General features: G+C 41.8%; 15 protein-coding genes. 8 read left to right on the forward strand and 7 right to left on the reverse strand.

Features of this window, described 5'->3' with window-relative positions:
* Window positions 1-94: 94 nt before the first annotated feature.
* From WDA22_09255 to dut, 7 genes are read right to left on the reverse strand one after another with little or no spacing between them, the layout of a single operon-like run.
* Window positions 95-1,159 (reverse strand): T9SS type A sorting domain-containing protein, encoded by a 1,065-nt coding sequence (locus WDA22_09255; GenBank protein ID MFA5833652.1) that lies wholly within the window; start codon window positions 1,157-1,159, stop codon window positions 95-97.
* Window positions 1,160-1,175: 16 nt separating this feature from the next.
* The gene (locus tag WDA22_09260; protein MFA5833653.1) at window positions 1,176-2,552 is read right to left on the reverse strand and encodes an L-serine ammonia-lyase; all 1,377 of its coding nucleotides are present in this window, start codon (window positions 2,550-2,552) and stop codon (window positions 1,176-1,178) included.
* Window positions 2,552-3,499: a nitronate monooxygenase gene (locus WDA22_09265; protein MFA5833654.1), complete on the reverse strand. Its 948-nt coding sequence runs from the start codon at window positions 3,497-3,499 to the stop codon at window positions 2,552-2,554. Before WDA22_09265 ends, WDA22_09260 begins: the two co-directional genes overlap by 1 nt.
* An 8-nt stretch (window positions 3,500-3,507) precedes the next feature.
* Entirely contained in the window at window positions 3,508-4,587 is a 1,080-nt protein-coding gene (locus WDA22_09270) for a thioredoxin-like domain-containing protein (protein MFA5833655.1), read from the reverse strand.
* On the reverse strand, window positions 4,568-5,248 hold the full coding sequence (gene rsmI / locus WDA22_09275; protein ID MFA5833656.1) for a 16S rRNA (cytidine(1402)-2'-O)-methyltransferase: 681 nt from the start codon (window positions 5,246-5,248) through the stop codon (window positions 4,568-4,570). The genes WDA22_09270 and rsmI overlap by 20 nt, the downstream gene beginning before the upstream one ends.
* Before the next feature lie 25 nt (window positions 5,249-5,273).
* Window positions 5,274-6,551, reverse strand: coding sequence for an AI-2E family transporter (locus tag WDA22_09280; GenBank protein MFA5833657.1), 1,278 nt, complete (start codon window positions 6,549-6,551; stop codon window positions 5,274-5,276).
* Window positions 6,552-6,570: 19 nt separating this feature from the next.
* Window positions 6,571-7,026, reverse strand: a complete 456-nt coding sequence (gene dut, locus WDA22_09285; GenBank protein MFA5833658.1) for a dUTP diphosphatase — start codon at window positions 7,024-7,026, stop codon at window positions 6,571-6,573.
* A 182-nt stretch (window positions 7,027-7,208) separates the two neighbouring features.
* On the opposite strand from dut, the gene WDA22_09290 reads away from it, so the two are divergent.
* The 8 genes from WDA22_09290 to WDA22_09325 all read left to right on the forward strand — a co-directional run bounded on the left by WDA22_09290 (window position 7,209) and on the right by WDA22_09325 (window position 17,536).
* Window positions 7,209-8,633: a tetratricopeptide repeat protein gene (locus WDA22_09290; GenBank protein MFA5833659.1), complete on the forward strand. Its 1,425-nt coding sequence runs from the start codon at window positions 7,209-7,211 to the stop codon at window positions 8,631-8,633.
* 91 nt (window positions 8,634-8,724) lie between these two features.
* A complete protein-coding gene (gene aroE, locus WDA22_09295) occupies window positions 8,725-9,615 on the forward strand; it encodes a shikimate dehydrogenase (protein ID MFA5833660.1) in 891 nt (296 codons plus the stop codon).
* The gene (locus tag WDA22_09300; GenBank protein ID MFA5833661.1) at window positions 9,612-10,745 is read left to right on the forward strand and encodes a response regulator; all 1,134 of its coding nucleotides are present in this window, start codon (window positions 9,612-9,614) and stop codon (window positions 10,743-10,745) included. The genes aroE and WDA22_09300 overlap by 4 nt, the downstream gene beginning before the upstream one ends.
* Window positions 10,746-10,748: 3 nt before the next feature.
* Window positions 10,749-11,750, forward strand: coding sequence for a response regulator (locus WDA22_09305; GenBank protein MFA5833662.1), 1,002 nt, complete (start codon window positions 10,749-10,751; stop codon window positions 11,748-11,750).
* A 21-nt stretch (window positions 11,751-11,771) separates the two neighbouring features.
* Window positions 11,772-13,967, forward strand: a complete 2,196-nt coding sequence (locus WDA22_09310) for an ATP-binding protein (protein ID MFA5833663.1) — start codon at window positions 11,772-11,774, stop codon at window positions 13,965-13,967.
* Between the two features lie 114 nt (window positions 13,968-14,081).
* Entirely contained in the window at window positions 14,082-14,870 is a 789-nt protein-coding gene (locus tag WDA22_09315; GenBank protein ID MFA5833664.1) for a RodZ domain-containing protein, read from the forward strand.
* Window positions 14,871-14,873: 3 nt separating this feature from the next.
* On the forward strand, window positions 14,874-16,880 hold the full coding sequence (ligA, locus tag WDA22_09320) for an NAD-dependent DNA ligase LigA (protein ID MFA5833665.1): 2,007 nt from the start codon (window positions 14,874-14,876) through the stop codon (window positions 16,878-16,880).
* A 116-nt stretch (window positions 16,881-16,996) separates the two neighbouring features.
* Window positions 16,997-17,536 (forward strand): hypothetical protein, encoded by a 540-nt coding sequence (locus WDA22_09325; GenBank protein ID MFA5833666.1) that lies wholly within the window; start codon window positions 16,997-16,999, stop codon window positions 17,534-17,536.
* Window positions 17,537-17,540: the final 4 nt, after the last annotated feature.

Consider the following 17,540-nt stretch of genomic DNA (forward strand, 5'->3'; position numbering starts at 1 on the left):
CAAATTGAGTGGCTGCAAGCTGTCGTTTTCAAATCGCCACTGTGTAAAGTTACAAAAGAGTTCTATGAATTACAACAACTACAAGTTCCCAAATCTATCTCAAAAGGAGCATTTTTCGCGTTTCCGAATAACCACCTGAATGAATTTGATAAAAATACAAACCGGACGGATGGTTTTTTGCTTCCCAACGAACGGAATGAACCCCCCGAGATAATGTTTCATTCATAATAACCTCAATCTCTGCTCCAAGGACATTATAGATGCCTATTCTGACAAATTCATCCCGCGGAATTGTAAAATTGATGACGGTGGATGGATTGAAAGGATTAGGGTAATTCTGGAACAACAGATATCCCATACTCGGCGTATTTGGTTTATCGAACTGAATGGAATTTGGGGAGAGCGTTCCCTTAAAAATGCGACCGCTATCCGAAATCGCAAAAATACTTCCATCCTTACTCATTCTGATCATTGCAATGGATGAATCTGTTAATCCGTAATTTTGCTTTTTCCAGAATAGACCATCATTCTCAGAAGAATAGATTCCCACTCTTGAACTAACAATGATACGATCATCATTATCAACTAAAATTGATGTGGCGGATTGTTTTTGAAAATGAAGCCGCAAACTGTCCGTCCAGTAAAAATGCCCCTCAGGTCTACTATTTAAAATATCATTCATCTTCCAATATTTTCCTGAATCTTTAGAAGTGAGGACAATGAATGTCGGTAGAAATATTTTATTGGATTTTGAAACTTTTATCCAAGGATTTTTATTCGTCTTCAAATAGTCCAACTTCTCTATAAACCATTGGACGGGATTTGGCACTTTGGATGTGTTTTTCCCGAATTCACTGATATCAAGAGTGGCGATAATTCCATTTGAGTCAAGACCTATGGAATATCCGAAGTAATCTTTTATAAACGTTGAATCAGCTTTTGTTTGCCACGTTTTCCCCTCATCGTCTGAATATTTAAACTGAGTGTAGAACCATTCAGTACAAACGTAAATGCGATTTGTGCTGTCTACGTGAAAAAATATCCAAAAAGGATTCAGTGTTCGATCAAGTTTCCCGACTTGTTTCCATTCATACACTTGAGAGAGGGATGTTGACGCAGCGAACAATAAGAGGATTATACTATAAGTAGATTTTTTCATTTTCCACATAACATTCTTAACACTCGGTTGAACTCAGAGCCAATCCTGCCTCGGATGTTTCTTTATATTTTTTGGACATATCATCACCGGTTGCTTTCATCACTTTAATAACACTATCAAGGGAGATTTTTTGATGGGCGTGATTTCCCGAAGAGGCAAGAAGAAAAGCATTATATGCTTTCACCGCCCCCATTGCGTTCCGTTCTATGCAAGGAATCTGGACATATCCGCCAATCGGGTCACACGTCATACCGAGATGGTGTTCAATGGCGATCTCGGCAGCTGCTTCGATTGCATTCACGTCGCAACCTGCACAATAGGCTAGCATGGCTGCCCCCATGGCGCTCGCAGTCCCAATCTCACCCATGCATCCCATTTCTGCACCGGAGATGCTCGCATTATGTTTCACAAGAAAACCGATTGCCGCTGCAACAAGCATCCCTTCGCGTAATTTCTGTTGGTCATAATGGAAATGAGATTTCATCAAATAGGTTAATCCCGGAATAACACCGGATGCTCCGCTTGTTGGCGCGGTGACAACAATATTTCCCGCCGCATTTTCTTCGGAAGCGGCCTCACAATATGCATTCAGAAAAATGAGGAAGGAATCTTGAGACCGGGACATTTCTTGAGCTTTTTTATAAAGTGATGCCGCTTTGCGATTCAATTTGATCGTTCCGGGAAGTTGGCCCGTGACAGAGAGCCCTCGTTGAACTGCATCATGCATAAAATTTAAAATCGCGTCAATTTTTGTAAGAACCTGATCACGGCCCATTCCCGAAATGGATATTTCATTTTGAATGATCAATTCCGCCAAAGAAATATTTTTTTGTTGCAAATGATCTTTCACCTCGCTCATCGTTGAGAACGAATATGCCGGTTGCACATTACTTTTTTCATACGCTGATTCACCTTTTCGATGGATAAATCCCCCTCCGACGGAATAATATTCTTCTTCTATGATAGGCACATCTCCATTCATCAATCTCATCTGAAGAGTGTTGGGATGGTGAAAATGAAATTTCCCACGTTCAAAATGAATATTGTCGGCCGAGAACGAAATCAAATGTGACCCGATGTTAATAGCATAGGAAGCATCTGTCCCCATCAGTGACGAAAACCATTGAGGATCACATTCTTCGGGATGTTTTCCAAGAAGTCCGGCCGCAACTGCACGATCTGTGCCGTGCCCTTTTCCCGTTGCAGCAAGAGAACCGTAGAGAATCACTTCAAGAGAAGTTGCTGTTGTAGTAAGATGTGTGGGTAATTGCTTGATCCGGGAAAGAAAATCAAACGCAGCCTTCATTGGACCAATTGTGTGGGAACTTGATGGTCCTGGACCAACTTTAAAGAGATCAAAAATGGATGTGGTAATTCTATCGGAGTGATTCATCACGACAGAGCGTGGATGGTACGACGCGTTGTTTCGAACTCATTCATCATTCTTTGAACAACTTCCGCAGCAGTTGGTATATCATGGATCAGTCCGGAACTTTGTCCCATTTCCATTTCTCCCTCTTCCCAGTTCCCTTCGAAGATCCCTTTCCGTTCACGTCCTTTAGCATGCAATTCCATCATCCTCTCACGTGTCATCCCTTTTTGTGTTTCTTCTTTTTGCACCTGCGTCATAAACGGATTTTTTATTGCTCTCACTGGAAGAATATTATGATACGTTAACACCGTATCGCCATCATTCGCTTCAACAATTTTTTGTTTATAGATATCATGAGCTGAAGATTCCACCGTTGCGGCAAAGCGGGTCCCGACTTGAACTCCTTCTGCACCTAATGCAAACGCCGCCAACATTCCACGACCATCGGCAATTCCACCCGCTCCAATCACCGGAATCTTCACAGCATCAACAACTTGAGGAATAAGAGAAAGCGTTGTGATTTCATCAATGCCATTGTGGCCACCGGCTTCGAATCCTTCGGCAACAACAGCGTCACAGCCAACTTCTTCTGCTTTCAACGCCTGCTTTACATTTGCCACAACATGAACGACAATGTATCCGGCTTTTTTAAATTTTTCAATATGGCGTCCGGGATGGCCTGCAGAAGAAAAAATTATTTTGATATTCTCTTCCAGTGCAACCTTAATCAACTCATCAATATCACCTCGGAGGAGAGGAATATTTACACCAAACGGTTTTAATGTGGCAGATTTTGTTTTTTGTAGATGTTCGCGAAGCAGATCTGGCTTCATAGAACCTGCCCCAACAAGACCGAGAGCACCAGCGTTTGAGACGGCAGATGCTAGTTTCCATCCTGAAACCCAAACCATGCCAGCTTGAATGATCGGAAATTGGATGTGAAAAAGGTCAGTTATACGATTGGTCATTACGAGGGTCAATTATTGTGGATCGTCTGATCAAAATCTTCTTGAATGCGATCCTTATATAACGAAAACATATAGAATGTTACACCAGTATTCGCCGGGATGAGTTTGACGGAATGTGTCTCTTTTTGTACACCGTGAAAGATAGAAACAAATTGCGGTTCGTTGATCGTCACGACAGAATTTCCTTTGGGGTCTCGCTTCACATCAGAACCCATCTGCCCAATGAGCATAGAAGCATCATCAACTTTAATCCGCATGGAACTCTTTTGTTCGCAGCCGACAAGTGTGTCAATATTCTCCCCTTCGCTTTGGCAGATCAAATACCCATCATTCGGTTCTCCTTCGTAATGAAAGGCATTTCGCTCAGCTCGCCAAATTCCATGGGCATAAAATTTACCTTCAACGTAAATATTCGGATCCCGATATTCCGAAGGAAGCTCCGGACTGTATCCTTCAACATTCCCCAAAGATCCATGTAAATATCCGGTAGTAATTTCGAATGCATTATGTTCCTGTGACCGTTCGGATTCAATGGACCGAAGCATCGGCAGTTCTCCAAAAAAACCGGACTGACGAAGTAAATATTGCATCGAACGTTCAAGGCGGGAGATCGAGAATGTTTCCGTAACAACGTCATAAATATTTCCATTGCCGCTGATCAACACCAGCGATGGGAATGTTGTAATGCGATATGCTCCGGCAATGAGGCGGTCATTATCGGCAACAATCGGGAAATGAACTGAGTGTTTTTGTAAAAAATCTTCCACGTTCCGTGGATTCGTTGCAAACGAAAATTCGGGAGAGTGGACACCGATACATTCCAAACCTAAATCCGCATACATCGTAAACCATTCCTGAATAATTGGAAGCATGCGGAGCGATGCGGGAGATGTGTAACTCCAAAAAAACAGTAAAATATTTTGCCCTTGCGACGATGCAATTGAACGTGGTGCGGAATTGAACCAATAATCTCCGTAGAGTTCGGGTGCTTTTGTGGATTGCTGATATGTTTGGTGAAGTGCTTTCACATGAAAAATATAGATAATGGCCCAGGAAAGTGCAACGACACTATTTCCCTTTTCCTTCAATCACCAGAACAAATTCCCCTTTTCGGTCCTCTTTTTCGAACTTTGCGGCAAGTTGAGGAGCTGTTCCGTGAAATATTTCTTCATCCGGCATTGTCAGATCGAATGCTACACAGACTCTGCGAGTGATTCCGAACACTTCCGAAATATCCTTCATCAACGGAACAAGACGATACGGTGTGTCCATCAATATAATCGTGCGAAGTTCACGTCGGAGCTGCTGCAACTCAATGACGCGGCGCGGACGCTTCGGTGAAAGCCATCCGTAAAACACAAATTGATCAATGGAAAATCCCGATACAGTAAGGGCCGGCATCAGTGATGATGCACCGGGAATAGGCACTACTTTTATCCCTACATCAACTGCTTTTCGAACAAGTAATTGTCCGGGATCGGAAAACACGGGAGTTCCGCAATCGGAGACGATGGCGACACTTTTTCCATTTTTTAAATGATCGAGAATAATGAATGTTGATGCCGCTTCATTATGCTCATTTAAACTCTCTACCGGTTTTTCAATTCCGAAATGACGAAGTAAGCGACTCCCTTCTTTTCGTTCTTCATAGACAACGATATCGACTTTCTTTAGCGTTTCAATTGCGCGAAACGTCATATCATCTAAATTTCCGATCGGTGTAGCAACAAGGTACAATTTTCCAAACATGAACAATCCCTAATTCCGTAAATAATTATTCTTCTTCCAGTTTCAATTCTTTTTTATGGTTCAATTCCCACTCTTTCACCGAAACGATAATGATTGCTGCAGCAGGAATAGCAATCAGTAGACCAATAAATCCGAGGAAATATCCAAAGATGAACAGCGACAAAATAAGTACCACAGGATGCAACCCGATCTTTCCTCCAATAATATTCGGCGTCAACACATAATTTTCAATAATGTGAAGAACCGCTAAATAGGACACCGTTGAGATTACCGGAAGCGTCATAGCTCCCATACTGAGCGAAGCAACAAATGCCGAAACACACAGAATGGTAATGAATCCGAAATAGGGAACGAAGAAAAGCATACCGGAAAGAATTCCCAATACCAGCGGATATTGAATACCGATAATCCATAATCCGGTTGTCACTGCCGCTGTATCAAAAATGGCGATGATTGTTGTTCCGCGAATGTACCGTCCAAGGATCTCATCGACCCGATGATAAAACGCAACCGATTGTATTCTTCTTTTTCTTGGGATCATCATTTTAATACGGTGGCGGACAAGCAGAAAATCTTTCAGCAGAAAGAATGTGAGGAACGGAATGATCACGATATTCACAATGCCGGAGACAAGCACTTGCAATCCACTGACAATACCGAATGTTCCTTTGAGAATTCCTTTTAAAATGTCCTCCACGCGCGGTGCAATAGAATTTGTCAACATGCTTCGCATTTGGTCGGTCGATATTCCATATTTTTGAATCGCTTTTATGAAGCGACCGTCAAGCACCCACTCGACAAATTGAGTTGAGATTGTTCCAATCGCTTGAAGTATTCCCTCAAACTGACCGATGATGTGTGGCAAACCGAGAATAAGCAATACAATAACTATTGCGATGCTAATACAAATAATAAAGACTGCCGAAGTCCAGCGGGGAATCTTCCAGGAAGTTTCCAATTTTGAAACAATTGGATGGAACAAATATGCTAGGAACAATGAAAGAATAAACGGTGATAGTATTTTATCGATTGTGTAAACGAACCATAGAGTAAACAATACAACGGCAAGCAGCATCACGTTTTTAGCTACTGCAATGTTGCGTAACGGATACAATAAAAAGATGATGGTGCCAAAGATTAAAAATGGAGAGATCAACGACTCAAGGGAATAGAGTAGAAAAAATAATAGTACAAGTCCTGCAGAAATAACAACGGTGTCCAATGTTGATACTGGCGTCGATTGATCTCCATTGCTTGATTCAGGCAGCGGTGTAACGTCGGGTGATTTCTTTTGTTTTGCCATATTTGATCCGTTGGACTATTTAAGCGATACCAGTGTGACCAAAGCCGCCGGAACCGCGGACGGTTTCGGAAAGCCGATGAGTCTCTTCCCATTCTACTCGTTCGTACTTTGCAACAATCATTTGTGCAATTCGGTCGCCACGTTTAACGACAAAATCGTTCTTCCCATAATTTGTAAAAACAATCTTTACTTCTCCACGATAATCTGAATCTATTGTTCCGGGGGAATTCATCAATCCAATACTGCTCTTTAATGCCAGACCGCTTCTTGGTCTAATCTGTGCCTCAAATCCGACTGGAATTTCCATTGAGAATCCGGTCGGTACTAATGTTGTTTCCCCTGCTTTCACCGTCATTTCATTTACGACGGCAGCATAAATATCCATTCCTGCAGAACCTTGCGTGGCATAGGTCGGAAGCGGAACATCATTTGTCAATTCGGAGATTCGAGTGATTCGTATTTTAAGCGGGGTCATCAACATACTTCAAGTATTGGTTTAAGTAATAACGCAAGACATAATAACTGACCAAATTTCGCCTATTTTTGTGGCTTTTCAAAGAAAATAAATTGTTAACGATGGAATTATTGACTTACCCCCCCTTTTTTTGTTTATTTGAACTAAGAGTATTTACCAATCACCTTTAATCATTTCTGCACATGTCCACGTTTGACCACGATAATTTCGAAGATGATTTTGAAGGCGATTCTTCTCCTCGGCGAGACCGCAATGAAGAGATAGAACGCTTTAAGGAATTGCTACGTCGTGGCGGAAACGGGCTGAAAAGCATTGAAGCACTTGAAGAAATCATCGGTTATTACTTTGAGAAGGAAAAATACGAGGATGCTCTTTCGTTCGCAACACAATTAGTCGATTTTGCACCTTATTCTTCTGATGCATTGATGCGAAAAGGGATGATTTTGAATAATCTCTTCCGCTATACCGAAGCATTGGAATGTTATAACCACGCTATCTCCTTAAATCCAAATGACAGTGATCTTTTTATCAATCGTGGAATTACGCTCGACAATTCAAATCGGAATGATGAAGCGTTGCTGGATTTTGAAAAAGCACTTATACTGAATCCGGGCGATACCGAAGCATTATTGAATAAAGCAGTCATCCTTGAGAAGTTAGAACGGTTCGGCGAAGCATTGGAGATTTTAAAATTTCTGGTCAAAGAAGAACCGACGAATCCCGATGTTTGGTTTGAGTTGGCATTTTGCTACGATTTGATGGATAAGATCGAAGAATCGCTTGAGTGCTACAACAAACACATCGATCTCGATCCGTATAATTTTAATGCTTGGTATAATAAAGGCATCGTATTGAACCGGCTTGGTAATCATGACCAGTCCATAGACAGCTACGATATGGCGATTGCTATTAAGGAGAATTTCCCTGCTGCTTACTATAATAAGGGAAATGTGTTTGCAATGCAGGGAAAATTGAACGATTCAATAGAGTGTTATAAACAAACCCTTCGTTTTGAACCAAAAGATGTTCCGGCGCTCCACAATCTTGGAAATGCATACGAAGAAATAGAAAATTTTGCGGAAGCAATTAAGTGCTTTACGCTTGCCATTCGTTATGACAGTACACATTATGAATCGTACTTCGGCCGGGGCAGCTGTTACGATGCGATGGAACAATATCGAAAAGCATTGACCGATTACAACCGCGCCGTGGAAATTTGCAGAGAATATCCCGAACTTTGGTATGCAAAGGCAGATGCCGAATTCAATCTGGGGAAAATGAAGGAGTGCATTCTCAGTTACAAGATGGTCGTCCAGCTTGACCCGAACAATTTTGAAGCGTGGTATGATTACGGGGACACGCTGTTTGTGATGGGTTATCTCAAAGAAGGATTGAAGGCGCTCAATAAATCCATTGAGTTGAATCCGGCGTTTCCGGATTCTTTCTACAGCAAAGCAAAAGTCCTCTTCGTCATGGAAAAGAATCTGGATGCTGTTGAATCACTCAAAGTTGCATTGAAACTTAACCCTGAGTTGAAGGCAAAATTTGAAATAGAATTCAAGGGGGTAAAATCTGTTAAAGAATTTGCCTCGCTCCTTCAACAATAGAATAGTTTGTTATTTTTTTGATTTGTTTTTCAGGGGACCTAATCAAATGATTAGGTTTTTTTTATTTTTTGAATAAACGGTATATTAACTCATGAAATTACCAAAATTCTCAGAACATCAGCGACATATCGGCATCATCGGACATAACATTTCCCATACAATGTCCCCGGCAATGCATACTGCAGCGTTGAATAAAATTGGTCTCGATTATGATTATGGGGTCATGGATGTTAATCCGGAAATGCTGCCGAATCTTATTGCCGCACTCCGTTCTTTAAATTTCCGTGGTGCAAACATCACTGTTCCTTATAAAGAAACAGTAATTCCTCTTGTTGATGAAGTATCGGAAGAGGCAAAAATGATCGGTGCTGTTAATACAATCGTCAACAACGGCGGACGCCTTGTAGGATACAACACAGATGCACATGGAGTCTATATTTCTCTTGCGTACTACTCAGAAGAGATCAAAAATAATCATGTAGTTATTTTCGGTGCGGGCGGTGCCGCCAGGGCAACCGTCTATGCTATAGCAAAATTCTTTTCCCCAAAACGGATCATGATTGTAAACCGTACGCTGGAAAATGCAAAAGCAATCGTTGATGATTTCAGTGCAAAGTTCCGATTGACAAAATTCTTTTGCACCAACGAACATGAAGTAGCTTCGCGGGAGATGAATGTAGCAACGCTGCTCATCAATACCACATCCGTCGGCATGAAACCATTGTTGAACCTTCATCCGCTCCCGCCGGACTCGGTGATCCAACCAAACCAAATTGTCCTAGATATTGTCTATAACCCGTTGGAAACGGTATTAATAAAACTGGCACACAAAGCCGGTGCACGAACAATTAGCGGAATTGAAATGCTGTTAGGGCAAGGGGCAAAAGCATTTGAGTTGTTTACCCATAATGAATTTCCGATGAACACTGCCCGGGAAACGGTCTTGAAAGAACTGATGCATTCACACAAAAATAATTCATGAGCATATCACTTAAAAATATTAGCGACTTTCTTCGATTCGCAGACAAAGAAATCAAAAATAATAATTTTGATTCTGCGTTGGGTTATATCAATAAAATTTTTGAATTGGACCCAAAGAATGTCTATGGCAAGGCGTATAAGGAGCGGATCATTTCGCTTTTGGAAGCACAAGGCATTACGCGGGCGGATGCAGAACAACGTGCGGCGGACGCAAAAATAGTTGAACAACCAGTACAACAAACTGCCCCACCGCCAACGCCAGTACCAGTTGCACCGGTATCTCCAAAACCTATTGAACAGAAAAAACCGGAAGTGAAAAGAGCTGTGCCGATTGTTGCCCCGATTCCCCTTGCTGGCATTGATCCTCCGGTTAAACAACCAAGTATTAAAAAACAGAGTTCTCCTGATGAAGCAAAATTCTCACCCATTAGACGTTCGGCGGCTGCGGCAGATGCATACCAATCGTTATTGATGGAGAGTTGGAAAGATGGATCGGTCACACCAGAGGAACAAATCCGAATCGCCTCAATGCGGGAGACATTCGCCATCACGTTGGACGAACATGCCATAATTGAAAAAGATGTCCGGTTAACAAGCTATCTGCATGCCATTCGAGACGAATACCGTAAAGGAATAACAAACTTTGATCCGTTGCGCAAAAAATTTTTGATCACCGATCAGGAGCAAATTGCCATTGAATCAAAGGTCTTCCAGCTGCTCCAATCGTTACAATCGAACGGTTCCGTATTGGTACTGGACGACGATCAACCATTTCTTGATATTATCAAAAGTGTTTTGAATGAGGGAGGTTTCTATTGCTTCACAGCTGTTACCGGTGAAGAAGGATTACAATTACTTGAAACTATGACACCGGATATCGTTGTTTGCGATATTAATTTTTCTAAACCTAACATGAGCGGATTTGCATTCTATGAAAAATTCCGCTCTATCGATAAGTTTCTCACAACTCCGTTCATTTTCTTGAGCGCACTTGACCAGGATGTTCTTGTTCGCACAGGCAAAAAGCTTGGTGCCGATGATTACTTGTTTAAACCGATTGATACTGAAATGCTGTTAGCAACAATTGAAGGAAAACTTCGACGTTCACGAGAATTAAAGCGAGCAATGTAACTTATGGCGACAAGTAAAGAAAACATCGGTGAACTACTCCGAAGCATCGACAAATTAATCAAAATCGGAAAACTGGAAGAGTCTTTGAATCTCGTTGATCAAATCCTTCAGCTCAACGCAAAGAATATTTATGCAAAAGCGTACAAAGAACGGATTGAAGCTCTTCTCAAAGAACAAAGTGAGAAGCAATCAGCGTCAAAGGCTGTTCAACCCTCCGCCAATGGATCCGAATCTTCGCAACCGAACGAAAAGCATCTGCAACAAGAAGCAGTATTAATACCGTCTAAGTATGTTCAAAAGATCTCCGATGCGGTGATGGAGGCTTACAAAACATTCCTAAATGAGATTTGGAAAGATGGCCATATCACACCGTTAGAACAAGAACGAACCAAAACCATGCGCGAATTCTTTGCCATTTCTCAAGATGAGCATGACTATCTTGAACAGAATTCACGCCTTACCTGTTACATGAATGCGATCAAAGATGAATGGAACAACGGTATCCGGGATTTTTCGGCAATTAAGGAGAAATTTAAAGTCACCGCACAAGAAGATCTCATTCTTGAACAAAAAGTTTCGCGACTTATCAAATCCCTCGACTCAAAAGGGGTCATTCTCTCGTTGGATGATGATCGAAATTTTTTATTGTTACTCGAACGTCTTTTGGAAAAACACGGCTATCTTTGTCTCAACACAACGTCGGGCGAAGAAGCTTTAAACCTGCTGGATAATTTTACACCGGATCTTGTCTTATGCGATATTGCGTTCGGACAAAAGAACATGAACGGATTTATGTTCTATGAAAAATTCCGATTGATCGATAAATTCTCCACCGTTCCATTCATTTTTATCTCTGCGCTGAACCAAAAAGAACTGATCCGCACCGGCAAAAGAATCGGCGTTGATGATTATCTTACTAAACCTGTCGAAAACGATGTACTGCTGGCAACCATTGAAGGCCGTATTCGGCGGACACGCGAAATGAAAAAAGCAGTCGATTACTAATTCCCCCGGCCAGTCGTCCTCATGAAAAAAATCTTCCAACGGCTTCGCTCCTTCTCACTAAAATTTGGCCTTGTAGAACAGGCACAGATGGTTGCATCGACCGCTGTTATTGTGATGATGACAACAATCATTGCAGCCAACATCGTTCTGCAAAAGGATTTCGAATTTCTTGATTTTGTTAGCATTGTTACAGCAGGTGTCATTGGTTTTGCCAGTGTATATTTTTCTCTGAAGTACGGACGACAACTTGAAGAGCAGCGGCGTGAACTAGAGGCGCTGAACACAGTAGCAATGGTTGTCAGCAAATCTATCAACCTGAATTATATCTTCGGTAATGCACTGCACAACGTTGCGGAAATTCTCAAAACAGAATTTGGATGGCTTTATGTATTGCAAGGCGACCGTCTTGAATTGAAACAGACATTCGGTGCGGATTTTGGGTTCTTTTCCGAAAAAATGTTATCGAGCAAAACATTTTTAGAGTGGACCGAAGAAATACGCACCAACAAGGACACCAATTCAACAGAAGGAATAGTCTTTCACACCAATCTGCAATTGTTGGATATCGGTTCGTGGGTCTCGGTGCCGCTTCGCGTTGCCGATAAATCAGAAGGAATTTTGTTGTTAGCCAGCACAGGAAAAGATTTTTTTCCCGAACGCAAAGTGAATCTCATTGCTGCATTCAGCAACCAAATCAGTGTTGCATTGAACAATGCACATTTGTTCGATAAGATCACCGAATCCGAAAAGCGATATGCCGATCTCTTTGAGCACTCGCCGGATATGTATCACCTTGTCAATCGGGAAGGAATCATAATCAACTGTAATCAAACCGAGTCCCAGACGCTCAAATACCACAAAACTGAGATCATCGGAAAACCAATCACATTTCTTTATCCCGAAGAAATGCACAGTTATGTAAAAACCATCTTGCAGAAATCATTTGACGACCACGAAGAGTTTCGCAGCAGCGAAGAGCAGATGAGAACACAGGATGGAACAATCATCGATGTTTCAATCAATACATCGCTTGTCTTCGATGAGAACAATCAACCGACTCTACTTCGGTGCGTTGGTCGTGATATGACAGAACAGAAATTTTTGGAACAAAAAGTGATGCAAGCGCAAAAGATCGATAGCATCGGAAATCTTGCAGGAGGAATTGCTCATGATTTTAACAATATTCTTACCTCAATTATGGGTGCCTCATCCATCATGCGACGGCGCATCCGTTCATCCAATAAAAATTATCCGTTTGTCGAGATCATCGAAACAGCCGCAACAAGAGGAAAATCCCTCACAAATCAACTGCTGACGTTTGCTCGTCGTTCGCCGGTGGAATTTCACCCCGTTAATCTGCACGATATCCTTGAAGAAACACTCAGAATGTTCGAGCCATCAGTGAAACCGTTTATTGAAGTGAAAAGAACATTGTCACCGAATTATGCGATCATCAACGGAGATGAGGGACAAATTCAACAAGCGTTGTTGAATCTTTTTATCAATGCTCGGGATGCAATGCCAAACGGCGGAATATTATCAATTGAAACCATTGTGGATTTAAAGAGTGATAATACAGTTACCATTAAAATCACCGATAACGGTATTGGAATGTCCAATGATGTTAAAAAACAAATTTTTGTCCCGTTTTTTTCTACCAAGGAACATGGTAAAGGGACAGGACTCGGTCTTTCGGTCGTCTACGGCGTTATTAAATCTCATGACGGAACAATTTCGTTCACCAGCGAGAGCAGCAAAGGAACTGCATTCACCCTCGGCTTTCCTCTCGTCAAAGGAGTTCCAAAGGACATCTTTACGGCTTCACCGCGAAAAATTACCGGTGGTTCAGAAAACATCTTGGTGGTTGACGATGAAGAATTCGTTCGCCTGACTCTCAGCACGATGTTGTCCGACTTGGGTTATGCAGTCACCACTGCTTCCGGCGGAAGTGAAGCGATTTCATTACTCTCTAAAAAGAAAAAATATCATCTCGTGCTTCTCGATATGAACATGCCACAAGTGAGCGGGAAAAAAGTTTTCCAAAAAATCAAAGCATTGAAGCTGAAATCGAAAGTGATCATTTCCAGCGGGTATAATGATGCTATTTTGGAAGGAAGTACCTTTGCAAAAGAAATTAACGGATTCCTGCAGAAGCCGTATAAAATAGAGGAGCTTGCAAAAAAGGTTCGAGAAGTTCTTGATCGTCTGAAGAAGTGACTTTTTGATCATTCCTGATGAAAATAACTTCGATTACCTCATGTTCTTTCCTTGATGCCCTGCGATATTTTTTTTATCTTATACATAAAAGATTTTCTACCAATAGCCAATCGAATGAATCATTTTTCTGAAGAATTACGAAAAGAACGTGAAGCAAAAAATATTACGCTGTCCGATATATCACAACAAACTCGTATCAGTATAAAATTTCTTCAAGCCATCGACCAGGGAGCATTCGATATCCTCCCGCAAACATATGTCCGTGCTTTCATTAAGGCCTATGCAGAAGCAATTGGAATGGATGCTGACCAAGTTTTAAAAAAATACGATATCCACAGCACTCCGGAACATCAAAAAGAAACCGCCGCTGTCCGAGATGAAACAAAATTCAACTACCGGGCGGAATCCACTGAGAATGAATTAAAAAAAGAAAAACGGGGCCGATCCATAATCATTCTTTCCGGACTGGCTGTTGCCGCTCTACTCATCTCAATATTTCTGTTTAATTATTTTGATGAAGTACTCCCGGCAGATAAAATCAAAGAGACAGCTTTTCAGGATGTCGTGCGGGAACAGGAAAAATTGCAGCCGACGGTGACGATTGATTCAGTCGATACGGCAAAAGTTGCAGTGCCTGAGCTTCCCGTCATCGACTCGCTTGTGCTCCGCCTTGTTGCAACAGATTCAGTATGGATCACGATCATCAGAGATTCGCTACCTCCTCGCAGCGGTTATATGCTGAACGGAAGGTATCGCACCTATATCGCAAAAAAAGGATTTTCAATATCGTTAAGTGACGGAGGTGCAGTACGGTTGTTATTAAACGGTAAAGAGATTGGCCCGCTTGGAGAAAAGGGAAAACGGGTTCGCAACGCAAAAATTACGGCAGAATTGCTGAGATAGTGCATGAGCGTTCCACCATCAGTCAAACAAAAGATTGACAAGCTTCGCAAAACGCTGAGAGATCACGATCATCGATATTATGTCCTCTCTCAGCCTTCGGTCTCCGATTTCGAGTATGACCAGTTGTTGAATGAACTTCTCGACTTAGAGCAAAAATATCCTCAGCTCATCACACCGGATTCTCCTTCACAACGTGTCGGAGGCGAACCGACAAAAGAGTTCCCGACTGTAACGCATGAAGTCCCGATGCTATCACTCTCCAACACATACAGTGAAGAAGAATTGCTGGACTTTGACCGCCGAGTAAAAGAATTAATCGGAGGGCACCCATATCAATTCGTCGCCGAATTAAAGATCGATGGTGTTGCCATCAGTTTAATCTATCGTAACGGCATCTTTATTCAGGGTGCAACGCGAGGCGATGGAACTCAGGGAGATGAGATCACCAACAATCTAAAAACGATACGGTCAATCCCGTTAAAGACAGAAAGTAAAAAGGGACTGCCCAATAATTTTGAAGTGCGCGGTGAAATCTTTATGATGAAAAAAGATTTTGAAGCGATGAATAAAAAGCAGGAAGAGCTTGGAGAGAAAACCTTTGTTAACGCCCGCAACACAACCTCCGGCACATTAAAATTACAAAATGCTAAGATCGTCGCGCAACGGAAATTGAGGATGTTCACATACTTCCTCCGCACGAATGATGTCCCGCTAAAAAGTCACTCGGAAAACCTCCAACTTCTTACAAAACTCGGATTTGTCGTAAATGAAAATGCCCGTGTTTGCAAAAACATCACAGAAGTAAAGCAGTATTGCGACCAATGGAATGAACAACGGGCTTCCCTCCCATATGATATCGATGGCATCGTTATTAAAGTCGATTCGATAGCACAACAGCAAGAACTCGGTGCCGTTGCAAAGTCTCCCCGTTGGGCAATTGCCTTCAAATATCCAGCTCAGCAAATGGAAACAAAACTGAATGCTATTACTCTTCAGGTGGGGCGCGTTGGTACCATTACTCCGGTTGCGGAACTTGAACCAGTATTTGTCGGAGGAAGCACCGTCAGTCGTGCAACGCTGCATAATGAAGATTTTATTAAGGATTTGGATATTCGAATTGGTGATTCTGTTTTTGTAGAAAAAGGGGGCGATGTCATTCCAAAAGTAGCCAGGGTCAATCTAAAAAAACGGCAGAAAAAATCTTCTGTGTTCAAATTTCCTTCCAAGTGTCCCGAATGCGGTTCCAAGATCTTTCGCCCTGAAGGTGAAGCGGCATATTATTGTGAGAATTTTGAATGTCCTGCACAAGTTCGAGGCCGTATTGAACATTTTGCCCATCGACGTGCTATGAATATTGAAGGACTTGGCGAAGCAGTAATTGACCTTCTGGTGAATGAAGGATTGATTCATAATATTGCTGATATTTATGACCTTAAGAAACAACAGATTGCCGGCCTTGAACGAATGGGAGAAAAAAGTGCTCAGAATCTATTGGATGGAATCGAAGAAAGCAAACAACTTCTTTTTAATCGAGTACTATTCGGTTTGGGAATTCGGTTTGTCGGTGAAGGGGTTGCAAAATTACTCGCGGATAATTTTTCTACGATTGATAAATTACGGAATGCATCATTGGAATCACTGGGACATGTTGAAGGAATCGGACCGCGTATTGCAGAAAGTGTCGTTCGATTCTTCAAGGATAAACATTCACTCACACTGATCGATCGCCTTTCCAAAGCCGGACTTCAAATGAAAAGTGATCGGAAAAAGATTTCCGCTAACACGCTCATCGTCGGTAAGACGTTTGTACTGACAGGAGGTCTTGAATCGATGAGCCGCGATGAAGCAAAGGAAAAGATCGAAGCGTTTGGCGGCAAATCTGCATCCAGCGTAAGTAAAAAAACAGACTATGTCATTGTTGGCAGCGATGCAGGCTCAAAACTGCAAAAAGCGATTGAGTTGGGTATCAAGACGATCACTGAAGCAGAGTTTGTAAAAATGTTACAGTGATAGTCAAGCAATTTCTCATCACGGTACAATCCTCCGTAAAATCTGTAAATTTCTTTTCTTGAAATTCTTAAAAACGTTTTGCACTTTACTGCCACAGAATAGTTGATAACAACGATATGTTTGAAAAACAACGAAGAAATTTTGGAATAACAATAACACGGTTCTTTTCGCGACGGAAGGTATCGAAGTCAATCTCTTTTTCCACGTCGTTTTCAAGCGCAAAAACGGCACTGGTAATCATTCCTGAGAACCCGGAACAGCGATCCGTTGTGGCACAAACAATTATTCTTCTGCAGAATAAGTTTCAGGGAAATAAGCTCACATTGGTGGTGAACGAAGGACATCGTAGTTTTTCCAATACACTCAACCGTTCGAATGTTACTACCATTAAAAATGAGCACTTGAACTATTTTTTCCTTCCTAAAAAACAAGAGATCAGTACGCTGCTCAATCAAAAATTTGATCTATTGCTCGATTTGAATTTTTCCCTTGTTCCTTCTTCGGCATATTTATGCAAACACATTAACGCACCATTGAAGGTCGGGTTCACGCAGGAGCATGCCGATGCGTATTACAATTTCCAATTTAATGCAGCACCGAATCGGAATGCAAAAATGAGATATGAACAGTTGTTCAGAACTTTATCAATGTTTTAAATTG

It is taken from the genome of Bacteroidota bacterium (genome assembly GCA_041658205.1).
Lineage (GTDB): Bacteria > Bacteroidota > Ignavibacteria > UBA10030 > UBA8401 > UBA8401.

Coding starts and splice junctions, on each gene's coding strand:
- WDA22_09255 (MFA5833652.1), bottom strand. CDS start 1,159: ATGAAAAAATCTACTTATAGTATAATCCTCTTATTGTTCGCTGCGTCA.
- WDA22_09260 (MFA5833653.1), bottom strand. CDS start 2,552: ATGAATCACTCCGATAGAATTACCACATCCATTTTTGATCTCTTTAAA.
- WDA22_09265 (MFA5833654.1), bottom strand. CDS start 3,499: ATGACCAATCGTATAACTGACCTTTTTCACATCCAATTTCCGATCATT.
- rsmI (MFA5833656.1), bottom strand. CDS start 5,248: ATGTTTGGAAAATTGTACCTTGTTGCTACACCGATCGGAAATTTAGAT.
- WDA22_09280 (MFA5833657.1), bottom strand. CDS start 6,551: ATGGCAAAACAAAAGAAATCACCCGACGTTACACCGCTGCCTGAATCA.
- dut (MFA5833658.1), bottom strand. CDS start 7,026: ATGACCCCGCTTAAAATACGAATCACTCGAATCTCCGAATTGACAAAT.
- WDA22_09290 (MFA5833659.1), top strand. CDS start 7,209: ATGTCCACGTTTGACCACGATAATTTCGAAGATGATTTTGAAGGCGAT.
- aroE (MFA5833660.1), top strand. CDS start 8,725: ATGAAATTACCAAAATTCTCAGAACATCAGCGACATATCGGCATCATC.
- WDA22_09300 (MFA5833661.1), top strand. CDS start 9,612: ATGAGCATATCACTTAAAAATATTAGCGACTTTCTTCGATTCGCAGAC.
- WDA22_09305 (MFA5833662.1), top strand. CDS start 10,749: ATGGCGACAAGTAAAGAAAACATCGGTGAACTACTCCGAAGCATCGAC.
- WDA22_09310 (MFA5833663.1), top strand. CDS start 11,772: ATGAAAAAAATCTTCCAACGGCTTCGCTCCTTCTCACTAAAATTTGGC.
- WDA22_09315 (MFA5833664.1), top strand. CDS start 14,082: ATGAATCATTTTTCTGAAGAATTACGAAAAGAACGTGAAGCAAAAAAT.
- ligA (MFA5833665.1), top strand. CDS start 14,874: ATGAGCGTTCCACCATCAGTCAAACAAAAGATTGACAAGCTTCGCAAA.
- WDA22_09325 (MFA5833666.1), top strand. CDS start 16,997: ATGTTTGAAAAACAACGAAGAAATTTTGGAATAACAATAACACGGTTC.